The following is a 19,278-nucleotide window of genomic DNA, read 5'->3' as shown; positions in this document are numbered from 1 at the left end:
TTATTAAAAACTTTGACGTCAAACTTTTAATAAATAGTTTACTTTTGAAAAATAGTTAACTTATAAAAATATTATATATAACCAATAAACCTTTGTAAATGTATTTTTATAAAGTTTTTCTCTTTTAGAAAATACCTTACAGTACATGTCAGAAAATACCTTACAGAGTTAATAGTTGATAAGTCAATGATAAAAAGATATAATAATGGCAATCTATAATTGACTAGTCAATAAAAGAGGAGGTTATGTGGATGGATGTAAGAAAATATGTAAATCTATTGCATGATTTGAAAGTGTTAGAGAGAAAGATTGCTCATATATTTGAGAAAAAAATAGGGATAAGCCTAACAAGATTTCAAATTATAAAATACTTATATGAAGTTGATGTAGCAACACCTAAACAGATATCTAAGATTTTAGAAATAGACGCAGCTGCTATAACTAGACATTTGAAAATATTAGAAGAAGCAGGATATATTAATAAGCGTCGTAATAAAGAAAACAATAGAGAAATTTATGTAGAAATAACTGAAGCTTCAAAAAACAAAATTGATAGTTGTACTAAAGATACTGATATCAGAAATATTATCAGTGAGGATTTTACAGATGATGATCTAAAAAAACTGACTAAATTATTAGATAAATTTAATAAAAGCTTAATTTAAGAAAGAGGTATAAAATGAATATAATATCAACCATTTTAACAGTGTTAGTAGCAGTGCTATTTTTCTATATAATGTACTTAGAAACTTTTGTAACAGATTCAGACAGTACAAGTAGAGTATTTAATATATCAAAAGAAGAATTGAAAAGACCGAATTTAAACATATTATTCAGAAACCAAGGTATTTATAATGGCCTATTAGGTGTAGCATTATTATATGGTGCATTTATATCAAAAAATCCTAAAGAAATAGTAGGATTGCTATTGGTTTATATTATACTAGTTGCTATATATGGTGGTTTAACAAGTGATAAAAAAATAATATTAAGGCAAGGTGGATTACCTATTTTAGCTTTAATATCATTATTCTTCTAGAGGTGCGATAAAATGGAGAAAACGGCGGTAATCATTGGAGCTACAGGTGCTGTAGGTAAAGAAATATTAAAAAAAATCTTAGCAGATGACTTTTATAACAAAGTATATATTCTTGGAAGGCAGTCAATAGACAAGTTAGCTGATGAAGAAAGATTAACTAAAATAATAGTTGATTTTGAAAATTTAAATTTTGATACAAGCATTCTAAAAGATGCAGATGTATTTGCAAGTCTTGGAACAACGATAAAAATAGCCAAAACTAAGGAAAACCAACGCAAAATAGATTTGGATTACACAATTAACTTCGCGAAAATTTGTGAAGGAAGAGTTAGGAGTTTTAATGTTGTATCGGCAGTTGGAGCAAATAGCAGATTTAAAAGCTTCTACTCTTCTTTAAAAGGAGAATTGGAAGAACAATTACAAAAAATGAATTTAGGAACTTTGAGAATATATAGACCGTCATTATTAATTGCTAAGAGAGCTGATAAGAGAGTGATGGAAGATTTTTTCATTAAATTATCTCCAGTACTTAAGCCTATACTACGTGGGAAATTTAAAAAATATAGTCCTATTGAAGTAGGGATATTAGGGAAAGAAATAGTTAGATTTGCGATAAAATATAAAGAAAAAGGGATATATACTTATTCTGATTTTAAAGAAACTTAATGATATTATACATTAAGTTTTTTTATATTTTTAATAAGAAATTTATTAATAATGATAAAAATAAAAAAAGATATATAATGTACAGAATATATAAATATTATTTTTTAGTAAGGTGACAAAGTTATGTAGATTTAAATGATTAATTATTTATTGTCTTAAATATATAAAAATTTAATTGTCATACTTTTGAAAATATATAATTATTTAGAGATAAGTGTTATTTAAAAGATATTAATATCTTTTAAAATTAAATTTATTGAGATATATTTTTTATTGAAAAGAAAATATTATTATGATATAGTATCTTTTAAAGTAAACTATTTAAAAAATAGTTTTCTTAAATCTACATATTAAAAAGGAGATAACAGTATGAAAAAAGGGTTAACAATATTCGCATTAACTACTATTCTTTGTGGAGCAGCTGCAATAACAGATGTAAAACATGAAGCTTTTGCAAAAAGTAGTTCGAGCTCAAAAGGAAGTAGTGCAAGTTCAGGAGGACGAGGTTCAAGTTCGAAGGGTGGTAGTTCGCATTCAGGAGGCAGAAGCTCAAGTTCAAAAGGAAGTAGTGCGCACTCAGGAAGTAGAAGTTCGAGTTCAAAAGGAAGTAGTGCACACTCAGGAAGTAGAAGTTCAAGCTCAAAAGGAAGCAGTACACACTCAGGAAGTAGAAGTTCAAGTTCAAAAGGAAGCAGTACACACTCAGGAAGCAGAAGTTCAAGTTCAAAAGGGACTAGTGCAAGCTTAGGAGGAAAAGCTTCAAGTTCAAAAGGGACTAGTGCAAACTTAGGAGGAAAAACTTCAAGTTCAAAAGGGGCTAATGTAAGCTTAGGAGGAAAAACTTCAAGTTCAAAAGGGGCTAGTGTAAGCTTAGGAGGAAAAACTTCAAGTTCAAAAGGGACTAGTGTAAGCTTAGGAAGAAAAACTTCTAATTTAAAAGGGAACGTTTCACAAAAAGGTCAAACAAATAGAAATTCAAAAGGGAAACAAGTTTCTATAAATAAAAAAGCGAGTACGAGTGCTATTCAGAGTACAAAGAAAAATAATTCAGTAAAAGTAATTTCAAAAAATAAGAATAGAAAATTATCGAATAAAGCTGTCAGTATAAAAAATAAAACAGCTATAAAAGGAACTTCAAAAGTTAATAGTTTAAGAAAAACAAATAAAATTAATTTAACTAAAAAATTAGTTGTACCCCAGAAAAATCTTAAACTTACTAACATATCAAAAAAATATGTTACGAATAAAGCAGTTAATGCTAAGACAAAGATTGCTACGCCACAAGAAATATCAAAATTACCAACTATAGCAATTGCAAGATATGCTATAAAGACAAGAACAGGAGCTAAGCTAAATCAACTACATGGGCATTATTGTGGTCCTGGACATGGAGATATTGTTAATGGTCCAAAGCCAGTAGATGCATTAGATGCATTATGTCGAGCTCATGATATAGGATATGAAAGAAAAGGTTATTTTAATAGAGAAGTTAATAACGAATTTATAAAAGGTGTGTATAGAGATGCTCATAAAATGTCTCCGCAAGTAAGAGAAAAAGCTTATTATTACGCGGAAGGATTTAAACGTATGGATAAAACACCATTACAAGAAGGTGCAAAATTTGGAAGTTTTGTTTCTGGAAAAGTTAAGGCGGCAGGTGCAGCGATAAGTAACGCTTTTAAGGCAGTAGGAAATGTTTTCAAATCAAATACAGCACCGATTGGTAAAAGGGCCCTGTAAGTGAATGTGAAAATCGAAGTGAGAAATCACACCACTTATTCCTTCTTACTAAGAAAGTTGTGCATTAATCAAAGGTCATAGAGTACTAGAGAGAAATACCTCAAAAATTAGTTTATTTTTGAGGTGTTTTATAATGAAGGTATTACTCATAGAATTTAGAATAGTAACTTATGATAGAAAATTTTAACGTTATAAATTTCATTTGTTTTCTAAGCAGAAAAGGAGTATAATGAAATTAAATATAATAAATATTAATATAGTATAAAGGAGAATTAATATGAGCGTAGGAATAATTTTTGAAGAAGCAGGTTTATTAAAAAAACATGATAGATTTAAATTAGTAAAAAAAGTAGGGAAAGAAGGCGATGTTATTCCTAAACATAATCATCCAGAAGCTTTAGTAGTATTTACTTGTGTCAAAGGTGAAGTTAAAGTGTTTTTAAACGATGAAGAAATTCATATTGTAGAACCAGGTAAGGTATTACATTTTGATGGTGATAATTATATTAATGCAGAATTTTTGAAAGATGGCGAAGTTTTTGTTACTTTAATCAATAAATAAGACTAAGATAATCTTCCTAATGTTTTCATAGCAATCTAGATTACTATTTTAAGGGAGGATAAATTATGTTAAATCAAGTAATTTTAATAGGAAGATTAGTAAAAAAACCAGAATTAAAAGAAAGTGATAAAAAAGTAAGTTATATTAAAGCTACTATTGCAGTTCAGTCTGATTTTAAGAATAAAGAAGGGAACTATGATACTGAATTTTTCGAATTTACTGCTTTTGGTAAAATCGCAGAAAATACAGTCAAATACTGCGAAAAAGGAAGTTTACTCAATATAGTGGGTACTTTAAACAATAATGTTTATAAAGATAAAGACGGAGTGACCCACTATAGAATTAAGATTATAGCTAATAAAATTTCATTTTTAAGTAAAGGATCTAAGAAAGAAGAAAGAGAAGCTGAAGATGTTTTTGTCTTAGGGCAATAGAAATAAATAGTAAACTAGGTTGCAAAACCTCTAACATAGTACAAACTGTGTTAGAGGTTAATTTTATACTTGTTTTTTATTTTATTTGGTATATAATAGTATATAAAAATTTAAATTTGAAAGGAAAGCGTGCTATGGAAGAAGTAAAAATAAAATATTTTAAGAATGATAAATTGATAACAATACCAAAAAAAGAAAAAAATAAGATTCTTGTTCTTCAAATAGTTTTAGAGATGTTGAAAGAAAAATCACTAGAGTTTACAGAAAAGGAATTAAACGAAGCGATTAAGGAGATTCATTCGGATTATTCTCTTATTCGAAGATACTTAGTTGACTATAAGTTTTTAGATAGGGATAATTATGGAAGAATATATAAGGTTGTAGGAAAAAAAGATGAATAATACTAAATTTTATTATCTATATAATATATTAGTTACAGTAGCAACAGCATTCTTTAATCCGATTTTATATATTTACTTATTATCAAAGAATTTTTCTTTCGCTGAAGTAGGGTTGTATTTATCAATTTTTTGGTTAGCTTCTTTTATGACAGAACTGCCTTGCGGGGCAATAACTGATAATATCGGGGCAAAAAATAGTATTCTTCTTAGTTCAGTTTTTAGGGTTGTTGGTTTAATATTATTGCTTAGCAATAGTTTAATTTTACTGTATATTTCTGCGATTTTATCCGCAATTGCAGAATCGTTTCAATCTGGAACACTAACAAGTTGGTTAGTAAATGTAAGCAATAAAAATAATGAAGAGGTAAATATTGATAAAGTTCTTTCTAGAAATTCTCTGTATGCATTATTTTTCTCAGCAATTGCAGGATTTATAAGTGCTAAATATGTGTATGTTTATTATAAAAGTTTGTCAATAATATTAAGTATGCTAGTTTTTATTATTTCGCTGTTTATTACACTTTTATTTATGAAAAACTTAGAAATTACACAAAAAATATCGATTGAGAAACTAAAAGGATCATTTGGAACGGTTAAAAACTCACTGAAGGAAACATTATATGTGAAAAGTAGTGTATTTCTTATGATACTTTTCGTTATTCCGTCTATCTTAGATCTTGGACCATCTAATCAATGGCAAGCGGTATTTGAAAAGCTTGATACTAATATAATTGGTTATATTTGGGTAGGTATTTCTATTAGTGGAATGTTGGGAAGTCTTATATATGAAAAACTATCAAATGAGTTATCAAAATTCCATGTATTGTATATATTTGTAGTTATTAATATTGGAACGTTATTAATGTTTATCTTTATTCAGAATGTTTATGCTAAGTTTTTATTATTTATGCTGTATATTATTTTCTTTACTATGATGAGTATTCAGGTCAATGTATTTATGCATAAATATTTAGTAAAAAATGATGATAACAGAACAACTGTAGTTTCAATATTCTATACTTTCGAATCTATTATTGTAGCAATATTATTATCAGTTAATGGAGTACTGACTGATAAAGTTGGTATAGAAAATACATGGCTAGTATTTTTAGGAGTAATAGGAATAGTTATTATATCATTTGCACTTGCTATGTTCAAAAAGAAATTTAATAAGTCATAGAATATCAAAATAAAATTTTTATAGCTAATATTATATGAGGGTGCCACTCGATAAAAACAAAGTTTAGGAAATAATTGTTTTTATTGAGTGGTATTTTTTTGAAAAGGGTAAACAATTGATGTTGCTTATTAGTTAGATTAATAGTAAAATAATTAGTATAAACTTATATACAAGGAGTTCATATTGTGAAAAAATACAAATTATCAATATTATTAGCAAGTGCAGTGTTAGGAGGAGTAGGTGCAACTTATTTATCGGCTGAAGCCAATGAAGTTTCTGCGGCTGAGGTAAAAACAGAAGTAGTTACACCGGCTACTACAGGAAATAATGAAGTGACACCTACTGGAGCGACTACAACAAGTCCTCAAACTACTGCTCCAAAAGAAGTAAAAAACATAGGGGAAGTACAAGGTGAAAGCCATGAAAGTCCTTTAGTTGGAAAAGAAGTAGTAATAAACAATGTTGTTGTAACTAAGACTGACAAAACTGGTTTCTATGTTCAGGATAAAGTATCAGACAATAATCCAAAAACTTCTGATGCGGTATATGTCGCTTCAAAAGACAAAGTTGAATCAGGTGATTTATTAAAAGTTCAAGGAACTGTTAAAGAAGGTTATATGGAAGAATATTCTGTAAAACCAGGTCAAACTTTTAAAAAACCAGCTGGAAGTTTAACAGTTACTCAAATTATTAACGCAACTATAACAAAATTAGGGAAAGCGGATTTACCAAAAGCATTAAACATTTCTGAAAAAATGCCTAAAGACATAGTTGATAATACACCAACTAAATATAATCCAGAAACTGAAGCTTTAGATTATTGGGAAAGTCTAGAGGGAATGCGTGTAGAAGTGACTAAACCAAAAGTTACTGGGCCACAATATAAAGGTGATATTTATGTCTTACCAGGCGACTACAAAGGTCAAAAACTTAATAACATCGGTGGAGTAAATCTTCGTCCTGGTGTACAAAATACAGAAGTACTACCTATTACAGTAGGGAATAAATTTGTAGCAAAAGCAAAAGACTACTTTAATGAAAATATTACAGGAGTAGTTACTTATAAAAATAAAACATATAAAATTGATCCATCTAGCGTACCAGCAATTCAAGATGGAGGATTAAAACGTGAAGTATCTAAAATTTATCCTTCTGAAGATAAGTTAACAATTGCTTCTTACAATATTGAAAACTTCTCAGCAAATAACAGTGGTCATGATGAAACACCAGAGGAGAAAGTTGATAAGATTGCTAATTCATTTATAAAAGAAGTTCACAGTCCTGATATCATAACTCTTATTGAGGTTCAAGATAATAATGGTGGAGTTAATGATGGAACTGTTGATGGAGTTAAGAGTGGGGAAAAATTAGCTCAAAGAATTAAAAGTCTTGGTGGACCTGATTATAAATATACTGAGATAGCTCCAGTTGATGGAAAAGACGGTGGAAAACCGGGAGCTAATATTAGGGTAGCTTACTTATATAACCCTAATAGAGTAACATTAATCGGTAAAGAGAAAGGTGGAAGCGAAGAAGCTGCTCGTTTCGTTAATGGGCATCTTGAAAAAAATCCATCAAGAGTTGATCCAACTAGCGTTCACTTTGAAAAAGTTAGAAAATCATTAGCTGCTGAATTTGATTTTAAAGGTGAAAGAATCGTAGTAATTGCGAACCACTTAAAATCAAAATTAGGTGACGATGCAATTTATGGTTCTAATCAACCATCTGTTGAAAATACTAGACCAAAACGTATAGAAGAAGCGAAAATCTTAAATGCATTCATTAAAGAAGGATTGCGTCAAAATCCTAACTTAAAATTTGTTCTTACTGGTGACTTCAATGACTTCGAATTCTCAGATAGCGTGAAAACAATCGTAGGAAATGAACTTGTTAACTTAATGGCTGAACATGAACAAGGAGACAGATACTCATACTTCTACCGTGGAAGTAATCAAAGTTTAGATAATATTTTAATTTCTAAAAATATTAAAGATAAAGTAGTCTTCTCTCCAGTTCATATTAATGCTTCATTCATGGAAGAACATGGACGTGCTTCTGACCACGATCCAGTAGTTGTGCAAATTGACTTCAGTAAAAAAGAAGTATCAACTACACCTGAAACAAGTCCAGCGTCTACTCCAACTACTGAAGTAAAACCAGTTTCAGAAAATAAACCTTCAGAAGATGTAGCTTCTAATCCAAACCAAGAAGTTGCTAATTCAAAAGAAGTTAAGGAAGAAAGAGCTGAACAAGGTAGCAAAGTTACAACTGAACAAGTTAAATCTAAAAAAGAGGAAACAAACAAAGGAGAAAACTTCTCTGGGAAAAATGTTCTTCCAAAAACTGGATTAAATTCTTCTAATTCACTTCTATTCGCTGGATTAAGTGCAGTTGCTGCATTCGTTCTAGGAAGAAAAAGAAATAAAAACTAATTAAAAATTTTCAAATTTCACAGTAAAAATATTAATAAAAATTGAATTTTACTTAAACGACTTTAAAAGAGATGTTATAAAATCTTTTTTAAAGTCGTTTTTTATTGATATGCAAGTATAATCATTAGAGAAATAAGACGAAATATGTTAAAATTTTATAGTTAAGCAAAATAATGATTGAGAGGTATATTAATCATGAAGACGAAATTATTTATAAATAATCTTGAAGTATTTGCTAATCATGGGTTATTTGAAGAAGAAAATAGACTAGGTCAGAAATTTATTTTTAGCATTGAGTGTGAGCTTGATTATAAAAAGGCGTTGTTCAGTGATGAGATGACAGACAGCATAAGTTATGCTGATATTGCGGATGTAGTGGTAGAGACTGCAACTTCAAATACGTATAATTTATTAGAACGCTTAGCTGGAGAAATTTTAAGAAATATTTTTGAAAAATTTCCTCAAATTGAAAATGTTAAGCTAGAAATTAATAAACCAGCTGCACCTATAAAATATCATTTTGAACAATGTGGAGTAGTTGTAGAAACATCACGTGAAGGATTTGGATTATAATGATTATACTAGCATTAGGAACCAATATAGAGCCACGAGAACAGTATTTAAAAGATGCTTTAAGAAAAATAGAAGCGAGTAATCTTAAAATTACAAAACTAAGCAGTATTTACGAAACACCTGCATGGGGTGGAGTAGCTGATCAAACCTTTCTAAATATGTGTATAGAAATAGAGACTTCATTAGAAGCGTATGAACTACTAGATACTATTCAAAAGATAGAGTTAGAACTTGGGCGTATTAGAAAAGAGCACTGGGGAAATAGAACGATAGATATAGATATAATTACATATAATAATTTAGTTTTTAATGATGATAGATTGATTGTACCTCATAAATATATTCATGAAAGAAATTTCGTACTAGCTCCACTAGTAGAAATGTATGGAGATATAGATGTTGATGGTAAGAATATAAAGCAATCATTAGACAAAATAACAGAAAAAATTAGTTTGTATAAAGAAAAATTGTAAAATGAAAGGATAGAAGATGTTTAAAATTAGAGAAATTGAAATACCGAACAGAGTAGTTTTAGCACCGATGGCAGGTGTATGTAATGCTGCGTTTCGTCTAACAGCTAAGGAGTTTGGTGCTGGATTAGTTTGTGCCGAAATGGTTAGTGATAAAGCAATTTTATTTAATAATAAAAAGACGATGAATATGCTGTATATTGATCCTAGAGAGCGTCCACTAAGTTTACAAATATTTGGTGGTGAAATCGATACTTTGGTAGAAGCTGCAAAGTATGTTGATAAAAATACAGAAGCGGATATTATCGATTTAAATATGGGATGTCCAGTTCCAAAAATTACAAAAGTAGATGCTGGAAGTAAATTACTTCTTGATCCAGATAAGGTATACGAGGTAATTGCTCGACTTGTAGATTCAGTATCTAAGCCTGTAACTGTAAAAATGCGTATGGGATGGGATGATGAACATATTTATATAATGGATAATGCAAGAAATGCAGAGCGCGCTGGAGCTAGTGCAATAGCTATCCACGGTAGAACAAAAGTTCAAATGTACAGTGGAAAAGCCAACTGGGATGTTATTCGAGATGTTAAAAAAGAACTTAAAATTCCAGTTATAGGAAACGGAGATGTAACGACTCCAGAATTAGCTAAGAAAATGTTAGATGACACTAACTGTGATGCAGTTATGATTGGACGTGCAGCTTTAGGGAATCCATGGATGTTATATCGTACTGTAAAATATCTAGAAACTGGTGAATTAACAGAAGAACCAACACCAAGAGAAAAAATTGATGTATGTTTATTACACTTAAGAAGGCTTATGGAAATTAAACCTGAAAAAGTTGCTGTACATGAGATGAGAAAACATGCTGCATACTACATGAAAGGTATTAAAGGTGGAGCGAAAGTTAAAAAAGAATTAAATACTTTAAACTCATATGCAGAGATGGAAAACTTATTTGGTGAATTTTTAGATTATCTTGAATCAGGAGTAGCAGCACTTAAAAAAGAAATAATAATTTAATGTATTGAATTATTGATTAATTAACATATGAAATATAGAAAAAAAGAAACTGTAGTTAATTCGGTACGGTTTCTTTTTTATTTTTATATTTTGAATAATTATTGATATTATAATATTCAAATACAACTCTAAAACTTGTTAAAATAAGTGTTTTAAGAATGTCAGTAGAGTATAGATTAAAATTGTTAATAAAAAATGTTTAAGGAAATTATAATAATCAAGGATTATAATTTTAAAAAATTATCTAGAAAATAATAATTTGATGTGTTATAATATTTTTAAAAGAAAACGTTTTAAAGATAAGGTAGGTATATTATGACTAGAAAGGCAAAAATTATCGCAACTTTAGGAAACAGTACAGAAGAATTATTAGAATATATTATAGAAAATGGGGCAGATGCTATCTTAATCGATAATTATTATGGATGCGCAGAAGAGTGTGATTTTAGAATTAATAAAATTAAAGAATTAAGAGAAAAATTAAATAAAAATACTGCAATTATTTATGATTTAGATCATATATATGCAGAAAGTAAATATAAACTTATAAAAATTGAAGAGAACAATGTTCATTTTGCTTGTCAAAATGATGTTGATTTTGTTGCCTGCCCATTTGTTAGTAATTTGGATGAAATTAGAAAAGTAAAAAGTATACTTCAAGCTAATGAGAAGAAAGATATTGGATTAATTGTAAAAATAGATTGTAAAGAAGCATATGAAAATATCGATGAGATTATTCAATTTGCAGATTCAATAATGATTAATAGGGATGAGCTAGGTATGGAATTACCTTACCAAAATTTACCTAGTATCCAAAAAGAAATTATTAGAAAAGCTAATGATTCGACAAAAGAAGTAATCTTAACAACGCAGATGCTTCATTCAATGATCTATAATCCAAGACCGACACGTGCAGAAGTATCTGATGTAGCTAATGCAATTATAGATGGTGTTGATGCAATAATGCTAATCGAAGAAACAGCAATAGGGAATTATCCAAAAGAAGCATTAGAGACAGTTGATAGAATTATTACCTACATCGAAAATCAAGATATAGTAAAAGATGATGATTCGGAAGAATATAAACATCATAAAATGAATATTGCGCATGCAATCTCATTATCAACTAAATATCTTCTTGATTCTGTTGATGTAAATAATATCGTAACTTATACGAAGTCAGGAAGTACTGCGAAATTTATCGCAAGATACCGACCAAAAGTTCCAATATTAGCAGTAGTACCAACTAAACAAAAAGCTAGAAAATTAGCATTAACACGAGGTGTTACTACATTTATAGAAGAAAAAACACTATCAATGGAAGAAATGCTAAATTGTGCACCGAATTTTTCTAAAGAGTCTGGTTTAGCAAAAGAAGGAGATTTAATTCTAATTACAGCTGGACAACCAGATTTAGGAAAAGACAATGTTCCACCTACTGACTTTGTAAATATTAGACAAGTTTAAAATAATAATAAAATAAACCATAATAAGAGTGATTTAAAATATCAAATGATTTTTAATCACTCTTTTTTTGAATTCTAAAAGAATGATTCTGGATAAAAATTAATTTTCAAACTAGTAATACAATCTTTTGAAGAAATTTATGTAAATATGATATAATCTAATTTATAATTTAGACACAAAGAGATAATTTTTAGAAAGGAAAGACTTTATGAAAAATAGTAAATCAATATTAAGAAATATATTGAAATATCTACTACTAGTTGTTATTTTAATTGGTGGTTCGTATGGAGCTTACTCATATTTTAATTCAAGTACAAGTTCTACTGAGTCTCAAGTTCAAATAAATAAAAAAGAAACTAAAAAACAAGAAGAAAAATATGTTGTAGATAAAGCGGAGAAAGAATACTTAGAAAAGAAATTTAATGAGTTAAAGGCAATCAATAAAGAGGTCATCGGTTATATGTATGTACCAGGTGATGGAAAAGATTCCTTAAAAGAACCGATGTTACAAACAACAAATAATTCTAAATATTTGGAATATGGTTTAGATAATAAACCTGCCCCATATATAGGAGCAGTTTTCATGGACTATGAGAATCAACCAGATCTAACTAAGAGTGATGTGAAATGGGTTTTTGGGCATGCAAGAGCTGGAATCGAGGAAAAGAAAATTACTTTAGATACTAGAGTATTTAACAATATGAATTGGTTTGGAAAAAAAGATTATTTTGATAGCCATAGAGTTATTGTTATGGAAACTTCTGAAAGAAAGTATTATTATGAAGTAACTGGTGTGAAAGTTGTAAATGAATTTACAAATTTATATCAAATTCCAACTACTTCAGATAAAAAAGGAGAATTTATCAAGCTGTTTAAAGAAGGAGCTAAGAATTGGCTAGAAAATAGCAAGATTTCTGGAGAGGATAATATGACTGTCTTTTGTACTTGTAGATTAGATGATGTTGCATTACGTACACTAGTATTAGCAAGACAAGTACCAGATAATGAATTAAAAGAATTTTTAGAGAAAAATAAAGAGCTACTTAATAGTTAATAAAAAGGAGAACATCTGAGATATTAGTATCAAAGAGGTTCTCCTTTTAAGTTTTAGATTTTATTTCTTGTTTCTTAATACTGCATAACTAACTAATGTAGAAATTAGCATTAGAGCAGTAGTAATGAAGAATGGTGTTGTATATTTTTCTAAGTGTAGGGCTTCCGGTATTTTTGTCAGCACTACAGGAGTAAGGATAACACCAATATTTCCACCAACTAAAATTACACTTGTTGCAAAGTTGATAAATTTATTATCTAACTTATTTGAAATGTAGAAGAAGTTGAATGACATAGTTCCTACGAAGCTTATTCCAATAAAAATAGCTGCGATGTAGAAGATAATAATATTGTTTGTTAAAGCAAATAATATACTTCCAATTGTCATGAAACTTAACATTATTGGTAAAGTTAGATTTTTGAATCTCTTAACAAGAATACCAAAGATGACTCCAGAAAGTATACCACTTAAAGCTAAGATTGTAAGTAGATTTCTAGCAACATCTGGTTGGTAATGATATTTTTCTGCTAGTAGTGTAGGTATTTTAATAGTTGCTCCCATGTATGAGATTCCTACTAAAAATGTTAAAAGAGTTAGAACGATAGTTTCTTTATGAAACTTAATGCTAACTTTTTTATTATTGACATTTTCAGAATTCGGTACAAATAATAGGAAAATTATAAATATAGGAAGTGCTAAAGCGTAAACTAAAAATGTATATTGAATACCGTAGATTAGTAAGTATCCTGAAATAAAAGTAGTTAGAGCTTTACCTATATTTAAAAATGCAGTTCTTAATCCGATCATAGTACCACGGTGTTCTTCATCAAAGAAATCACTAATCATACTGATTGAAAGTGAGTTGAATAATCCGATACCAGCACCAAGAAGTAATCTACTGATTAAAACAACTTTGAAGTTAGTTGTAAAGGCTGGAACTATACCAAATATGAAGATAAGAAGCAGTCCAAGTAGAACTGTATTTTTCTTTCCGATTAATTTAATAACACCGTTGCTAAGAAGAACGAAAATCGTAATCATCATAGCTGGTATTGTTGCTAAACTCTCAATAGAAGCCAGACCTATATTTGGGTTATTAGTATGATAAAAATTATATAGGTTTGGAATTACTGGAGAAATAGCAAGATGTGACATTAATAATATAGAAATACTAAGTAATGAAAACTTAGCGAATGAATTTAATTTCATTTTTGTATCTCCTTTTATTAGATAATCAATTCTAACTTATTTTGTAAGGGGTTGCCCCAAAAGCACTAAAAAGTTCTAAAATTTAACAAGGTTCATATGAGAACTCATAGACGCAGTGGTTTATTGATATCTAAAATCGCTTTATATAAGCTTTTTAGATATCTAATAAACTGTGTTGGGGTGACTCGACAAAATCGATTTCTCCGAAATCATGATTTTTGAGTCACTCCCAAGTTTCTTATGAAAACCATACTATTCAAGTATAAGAAAAATATTAACTTTGGTCAAGTGAAGATGGGTTATATAAGTAAAGTAAAAAAACTACTAATTAAGACTTGTTAATAACATAATAATAGGATAAAATAAAGATAACAATAATTATGGAAAGGTTTTGAGAAAATGGCAAAAGCAGAAATTAAAAGAATAGTAATGGATATGGTAGATGAAAATTGCTATATAGTTTATAAAGATGGACGAGGAGTTATTGTAGATCCAGGAGAAGGATTTGAGAGAATACAAAAAGCGGTAGAAGAATTAAATGTAAAAATCGAAGCAATATTACTAACTCATGCTCATTTCGACCATATTATGTCATTAGATGAATGTAGAAAACATTATGGAGTGCCTGTTTATATTTCAGAACATGAACGTGATTGGTTACAAAACCCTGACTTTAACGGTTCAACATTGTTCCGTTTAAGAAGACCACCTATGACTGATCCAGCGGAATTTGAGTTTGAAGAAAATAAAAAATACGAAATTGCTGGTTTAAGTTTCACTGTGTTACCAACACCAGGTCATTCACCAGGTGGAGTATCATTTGACTTTGGAAAATTTATAGTTGTAGGAGATGCATTATTTAGAAGCGGTTTTGGTCGTTATGATTTATACGGCTCAGATTATGATGCTTTAAAAAATTCATTAGGAAATGTATTATTCAAACTAGATGGAGCTAAAATAGTATATCCTGGACATGGTGATGAGACTACAATTGAAAGAGAAAGAGATCTAAATCTTATAGGTTTCTAATTTTAAAAATTATATTGTTAATTTTTAAAATAGGGAGGGATTTTATGAGGAAATATATAGGAAGATTGTATGTTGATTATATATTCTTTAATATTTGGGCGATAAGTTTAACGTGTGTTGTTGTGACTTCAGCAATTTTTAAATTTACTGGTTTTGAAGAAGTTTTTGGTATAGATGTATATATTATCCTATGGATAATATTAGGGTTAGTATTTTTAAATCATGTAATAGTTGTAATGTTAAGAGATAAATATGAGTATAATACATTTTTTGAAATTACAGATGAACATTTTAAATTGTCTTCAACATCGGTGTATACATTTTTTAAGTTGGAGAAAGTAGCACCACTTAGGAATATACTAGATTACACAATTAAACAAAATATATTGTCGAAAAAATTCAATATTTATAAAGTTAGTATAAACACTGGTTCTGAAAAATTAGGATTCTATGTTTCTAGAAAGGATGTAGAACAATTAGAAAAGCAATTGTTAGTAATACTAGAAAATAATCTTAACTATAGGAGGTATAAAGATGAATAATATTAAAAAAAGTCGAGTACACCCTATGGTTATTATGGATACTGTAATTACAGGATTTAGATTGTTTGGTATTTTTATGGTGTTAGCATTAAAAGAACAAAATTGGAAATATTATTTACTAGTTTTGTCGGGATTCCTTTTATTAATAGTAATAGGTATATTTGATTATTTTTTAAAAAGTTATGAAGTCCGCGATGGGGCATTAATTTATACAAAAGGAATAATAAATAAAGAAGCAAAAAATATAAATCTTGAAAATATCCAGTCGATAGATATGAGTTCTAACGTATTGTACCAGGCATTTAACCTACTTTCTGTAGATATAAATCTTGTTGGAGGTAAGATTAGGATAAAACCTCTGAAGAAGGAAGTTGCATTAAATTTAATTGATATACTAAGAGAATTAAAACAAGGTCAAGATGAGGATATAGCTATAGATCAAGAAGAAAAAGTGCAAGAGTCTCAAAGAGAAATATTAAGATTATCCGTGAAAGGCCTTGCATTTTATGGACTGCTTAGGGTTAGGTTCTTTGCAGCTTTAGGGTTAATATTAGCATTAAATGGTAAGATTCGAGATGTTTTCAAATATATCTTCGATAATGAAGCTTATTTTGATGAACTTCTTCAAAAAAATGCTAAGTCAGTCGCAGGGAACATAACAGCCATATTTATAATAATTGGAATTTTTATGATTTTAGTCGTAATCGCATCAGTTATTCATACAATTGTAAAATACTATAACTTTATCCTTACTACTAAAGAACATAATTTATTATGTAAATATGGATTGTTAAATAAAAAATCACTAGTTATTGATATTGATAGAATTCAGAGTGTAAAATTGATATATCCGTTACGTTATCGCCTTTTTGGACTAGCGAAGTTATCTGTTGAGACTTTGACTAATAACGTATCGGAAGATTTAAGTGAGCAAAAATCTACGATAGATGTCTTACCTTTGGTAAAAAGAGATTTTGTTCAGAATTTTGTGAAAAATAATCTAAGTATTGATTTAGAACATTATGATAATTTAGAAAGTGAAAAAATACAACGAAAAGCTAGAATTGCATTGTATCGTTGGAGTTTGTTTAATTGTAGTTTTTTACCGATAATAGTATTTGTGATTTTATACTTTGCTAATATAGATTTGAAGTTAGAGTATAAAGTTTTAAGTTCGCTTGCATTCTATATTGTCTTAGTTTCATATAGTGTTTTAGTAAAAAACTATATGTTGAAATATAATGAACTTTCTTATGATAGATATTATTTCAAGAATACATTTATGAGACAATTAACAATAATAACAGAATTCATTAAGGTGAAAAAAGTAGGAACTATTAATTGTAGAACAAACTATTTTATGAATAAAAGAAATCTTGCTCATCTATCGATAAATTCTATTGGAGTAAACTCAGATATTAAGTTGAAATACTATGATAAAGGATATAAAGAAAAATTAGAAAGAGATTTTATAATTTCGGAGGTAGATTATGAATAGAATATTTGAAAAAAAATCGAGTAATTTACCACAAAGAGCCATACAATATGTGAGAATACATTTTGGAATATATGCTCTACTTCTCTTATCACCAGTTATTGGTAAAAGTGTATATGATTATTTTAAAACTAAAATAAATTATACATTTCTAGGTCTAGGTATATTAGCGATAATAACAATATATGCTATAGTGGCTTTAATTATCCCACCATTAGTAATTAAACATTATTCTTATGAAGTAGACGAAATGGGTGTGTCGGAAGTTGAAGGAGTGTTTTTCAAGAGTAAAAAAATTTTACCATTTAATATCATTCAAGATGTTACTATTCATACAGGTCCAATTTTAAATAAGTTTAAATTAGCCAATATACAGGTAACGGGAATATATAGCAAATTATCGATTGATTATCTTCCAATTGAAGAAGCGGAGAAGTTAAAGAAAAAAATTCTTAAGGAGAGAAGTAAGTATAATATTGAATATTAATTTTATACTTTATCATTTGACAAATGACAGAAAGTATATTAAAATCGAATATGCTGATAAAAGAAATATAAATACTTATCAAGAGTGAGTGAGGGATAAGGCCCGATGAACTCCGGCAACCTAATCAATTGATTAAGGTGCTTTCCTTAGCAAAGGTTACTTTGAACGATGAGGTATACATAAAGACCTTGTCTATAAGATAAGGTCTTTTATTTTTAGTTAAAAGATATTAAGGACTTAGAAAGATTTGTATTAATATCAGACAAAAAATATTTTAGGAGAAAAAAATGAGCAAAACATATTTATTTACATCAGAATCAGTAACAGAAGGACACCCAGATAAAATTGCAGACCAAGTGTCAGATGCGATTTTAGATGCGATTTTAGAACAAGATCCATACGGACGTGTAGCTTGTGAAACTTGTGTAAACACAGGATTAGCTGTGCTAGTAGGAGAAGTTTCAACAACAGCAAATGTTGACTTCCAACAAATCGTACGTGATACAATTAATGAAATTGGATACACTGATCCTAATAAAGGATATTCAGGAGATCATATTTCAGTTCTTGTTGGTTTAGATAAACAATCTCCAGACATCGCACTTGGAGTTGATAATTCATTAGAAACAAAACAACAAAAAGAAGAAAATGAAGTAGGTGCGGGTGACCAAGGTCTTATGTTTGGATTTGCGACTAATGAAACACCAACATATATGCCACTACCAATTTACCTAAGTCAAAAACTTTCGAAACAATTAGCAGAAGTCAGAAAAAATGGAACGCTAACTTACTTAGGGCCAGATGGAAAAGTTCAAGTTACAATCGAATATGATATGAATCATAAAGTAAATAGAATTGATACAATTGTAGTTTCTACACAACACGATGCAGATGTAAGTCAAGAGCAAATCCACGCTGATATTAAAAAATACGTAATTGAGCCGTGTTTAGATAAAGATTTATTAGATGAAAATACTAAATACTTCATCAATCCAACAGGAAGATTCGTAATCGGTGGACCAGTAGGAGATGCTGGACTTACAGGACGTAAAATTATTGTTGATACATACGGTGGATTCTCACGTCACGGTGGTGGAGCATTCAGTGGTAAAGATGCGACTAAAGTAGATAGATCAGGAGCATATATGGCTAGATATATTGCCAAGAATATCGTAGCTAGTGGAATCTGTGATAAAGCTGAAGTTCAATTAGCTTACGCAATTGGAGTGGCTCACCCAGTATCAATCTTTGTTGAAACATTCGGAACTTCAAAAGTTGACGAAGGGGATATCGTTAAAACTATTAAAGAAGAATTCCGTTTAACACCAAACGGAATCATCGAAACTTTAGACTTAAGAAAACCAATCTTTAAGAAAACAGCTGCATATGGTCACTTTGGACGTGAAGATGTAGAATTCACTTGGGAAAGAACTGACAAAGTGGATGCATTCAAAAAATTATTAAAATAGTA

The 19,278-nt window shown here is 29.1% G+C and carries 20 protein-coding genes and 1 riboswitch; of the genes, 19 read left to right on the top strand and 1 reads right to left on the bottom strand.

Annotated features, from left to right (window positions below; genetic code table 11):
* Positions 1-251 precede the first annotated feature (251 nt).
* The 14 genes from ACWOA3_RS03895 to srtB all read left to right on the top strand — a co-directional run bounded on the left by ACWOA3_RS03895 (position 252) and on the right by srtB (position 13,045).
* Positions 252-665, top strand: a complete 414-nt coding sequence (locus ACWOA3_RS03895; protein WP_456884204.1) for a MarR family winged helix-turn-helix transcriptional regulator — start codon at positions 252-254, stop codon at positions 663-665.
* A gap of 14 nt (positions 666-679) precedes the next feature.
* Entirely contained in the window at positions 680-1,039 is a 360-nt protein-coding gene (locus ACWOA3_RS03890; RefSeq protein ID WP_456884202.1) for a DUF1304 domain-containing protein, read from the top strand.
* A 12-nt stretch (positions 1,040-1,051) separates the two neighbouring features.
* Positions 1,052-1,705 carry an NAD(P)H-binding protein gene (locus ACWOA3_RS03885; RefSeq protein ID WP_456884201.1) on the top strand — a complete coding sequence of 218 codons (654 nt, stop codon included), beginning with the start codon at positions 1,052-1,054 and terminating at the stop codon, positions 1,703-1,705.
* A gap of 369 nt (positions 1,706-2,074) precedes the next feature.
* On the top strand, positions 2,075-3,445 hold the full coding sequence (locus ACWOA3_RS03880; protein ID WP_456884199.1) for a hypothetical protein: 1,371 nt from the start codon (positions 2,075-2,077) through the stop codon (positions 3,443-3,445).
* A gap of 277 nt (positions 3,446-3,722) precedes the next feature.
* Complete coding sequence (locus ACWOA3_RS03875) at positions 3,723-4,007, top strand: cupin domain-containing protein (protein WP_003147144.1); 285 nt, start codon at positions 3,723-3,725, stop codon at positions 4,005-4,007.
* A gap of 65 nt (positions 4,008-4,072) precedes the next feature.
* A complete protein-coding gene (locus ACWOA3_RS03870; RefSeq protein WP_456884197.1) occupies positions 4,073-4,441 on the top strand; it encodes a single-stranded DNA-binding protein in 369 nt (122 codons plus the stop codon).
* 134 nt (positions 4,442-4,575) lie between these two features.
* Entirely contained in the window at positions 4,576-4,842 is a 267-nt protein-coding gene (locus ACWOA3_RS03865) for a DUF2087 domain-containing protein (protein WP_316451652.1), read from the top strand.
* Positions 4,835-6,022 (top strand): MFS transporter, encoded by a 1,188-nt coding sequence (locus tag ACWOA3_RS03860; RefSeq protein WP_456884196.1) that lies wholly within the window; start codon positions 4,835-4,837, stop codon positions 6,020-6,022. Before ACWOA3_RS03865 ends, ACWOA3_RS03860 begins: the two co-directional genes overlap by 8 nt.
* 185 nt (positions 6,023-6,207) lie before the next feature.
* Positions 6,208-8,454: an endonuclease/exonuclease/phosphatase family protein gene (locus ACWOA3_RS03855; protein ID WP_003147140.1), complete on the top strand. Its 2,247-nt coding sequence runs from the start codon at positions 6,208-6,210 to the stop codon at positions 8,452-8,454.
* A 195-nt stretch (positions 8,455-8,649) separates the two neighbouring features.
* On the top strand, positions 8,650-9,027 hold the full coding sequence (gene folB, locus ACWOA3_RS03850; RefSeq protein WP_003147139.1) for a dihydroneopterin aldolase: 378 nt from the start codon (positions 8,650-8,652) through the stop codon (positions 9,025-9,027).
* On the top strand, positions 9,027-9,500 hold the full coding sequence (folK, locus tag ACWOA3_RS03845) for a 2-amino-4-hydroxy-6-hydroxymethyldihydropteridine diphosphokinase (protein ID WP_442566550.1): 474 nt from the start codon (positions 9,027-9,029) through the stop codon (positions 9,498-9,500). The genes folB and folK overlap by 1 nt, the downstream gene beginning before the upstream one ends.
* Positions 9,501-9,516: 16 nt before the next feature.
* Positions 9,517-10,524, top strand: a complete 1,008-nt coding sequence (gene dusB, locus ACWOA3_RS03840) for a tRNA dihydrouridine synthase DusB (RefSeq protein ID WP_003147137.1) — start codon at positions 9,517-9,519, stop codon at positions 10,522-10,524.
* Between the two features lie 315 nt (positions 10,525-10,839).
* Positions 10,840-11,991 (top strand): pyruvate kinase, encoded by a 1,152-nt coding sequence (locus ACWOA3_RS03835; RefSeq protein ID WP_003147136.1) that lies wholly within the window; start codon positions 10,840-10,842, stop codon positions 11,989-11,991.
* Between the two features lie 208 nt (positions 11,992-12,199).
* Complete coding sequence (srtB, locus tag ACWOA3_RS03830; protein WP_003147135.1) at positions 12,200-13,045, top strand: class B sortase, LPKTxAVK-specific; 846 nt, start codon at positions 12,200-12,202, stop codon at positions 13,043-13,045.
* 60 nt (positions 13,046-13,105) lie between these two features.
* Here srtB and ACWOA3_RS03825 read toward each other — a convergent pair whose 3' ends face one another.
* Entirely contained in the window at positions 13,106-14,254 is a 1,149-nt protein-coding gene (locus ACWOA3_RS03825; protein WP_456884192.1) for an MFS transporter, read from the bottom strand.
* 399 nt (positions 14,255-14,653) lie between these two features.
* On the opposite strand from ACWOA3_RS03825, the gene ACWOA3_RS03820 reads away from it, so the two are divergent.
* From ACWOA3_RS03820 to metK, 5 genes are all read left to right on the top strand, one after another.
* On the top strand, positions 14,654-15,283 hold the full coding sequence (locus ACWOA3_RS03820; RefSeq protein WP_003147132.1) for an MBL fold metallo-hydrolase: 630 nt from the start codon (positions 14,654-14,656) through the stop codon (positions 15,281-15,283).
* Positions 15,284-15,327: 44 nt separating this feature from the next.
* Positions 15,328-15,825, top strand: a complete 498-nt coding sequence (locus ACWOA3_RS03815) for a hypothetical protein (protein WP_456884190.1) — start codon at positions 15,328-15,330, stop codon at positions 15,823-15,825.
* Complete coding sequence (locus tag ACWOA3_RS03810) at positions 15,818-17,323, top strand: PH domain-containing protein (protein WP_456884189.1); 1,506 nt, start codon at positions 15,818-15,820, stop codon at positions 17,321-17,323. The genes ACWOA3_RS03815 and ACWOA3_RS03810 overlap by 8 nt, the downstream gene beginning before the upstream one ends.
* Positions 17,316-17,807: a PH domain-containing protein gene (locus ACWOA3_RS03805; protein ID WP_456884187.1), complete on the top strand. Its 492-nt coding sequence runs from the start codon at positions 17,316-17,318 to the stop codon at positions 17,805-17,807. Before ACWOA3_RS03810 ends, ACWOA3_RS03805 begins: the two co-directional genes overlap by 8 nt.
* Before the next feature lie 72 nt (positions 17,808-17,879).
* Positions 17,880-17,982: riboswitch (SAM riboswitch) on the top strand.
* A 112-nt stretch (positions 17,983-18,094) separates the two neighbouring features.
* Positions 18,095-19,276 (top strand): methionine adenosyltransferase, encoded by a 1,182-nt coding sequence (metK, locus tag ACWOA3_RS03800; RefSeq protein WP_456884186.1) that lies wholly within the window; start codon positions 18,095-18,097, stop codon positions 19,274-19,276.
* Positions 19,277-19,278 lie beyond the last annotated feature (2 nt).

This window comes from Gemella taiwanensis (assembly GCF_054054385.1).
Note: the sequence above shows the minus strand (reverse complement) of the source record. Positions and strands in the feature narration are given on the sequence as shown.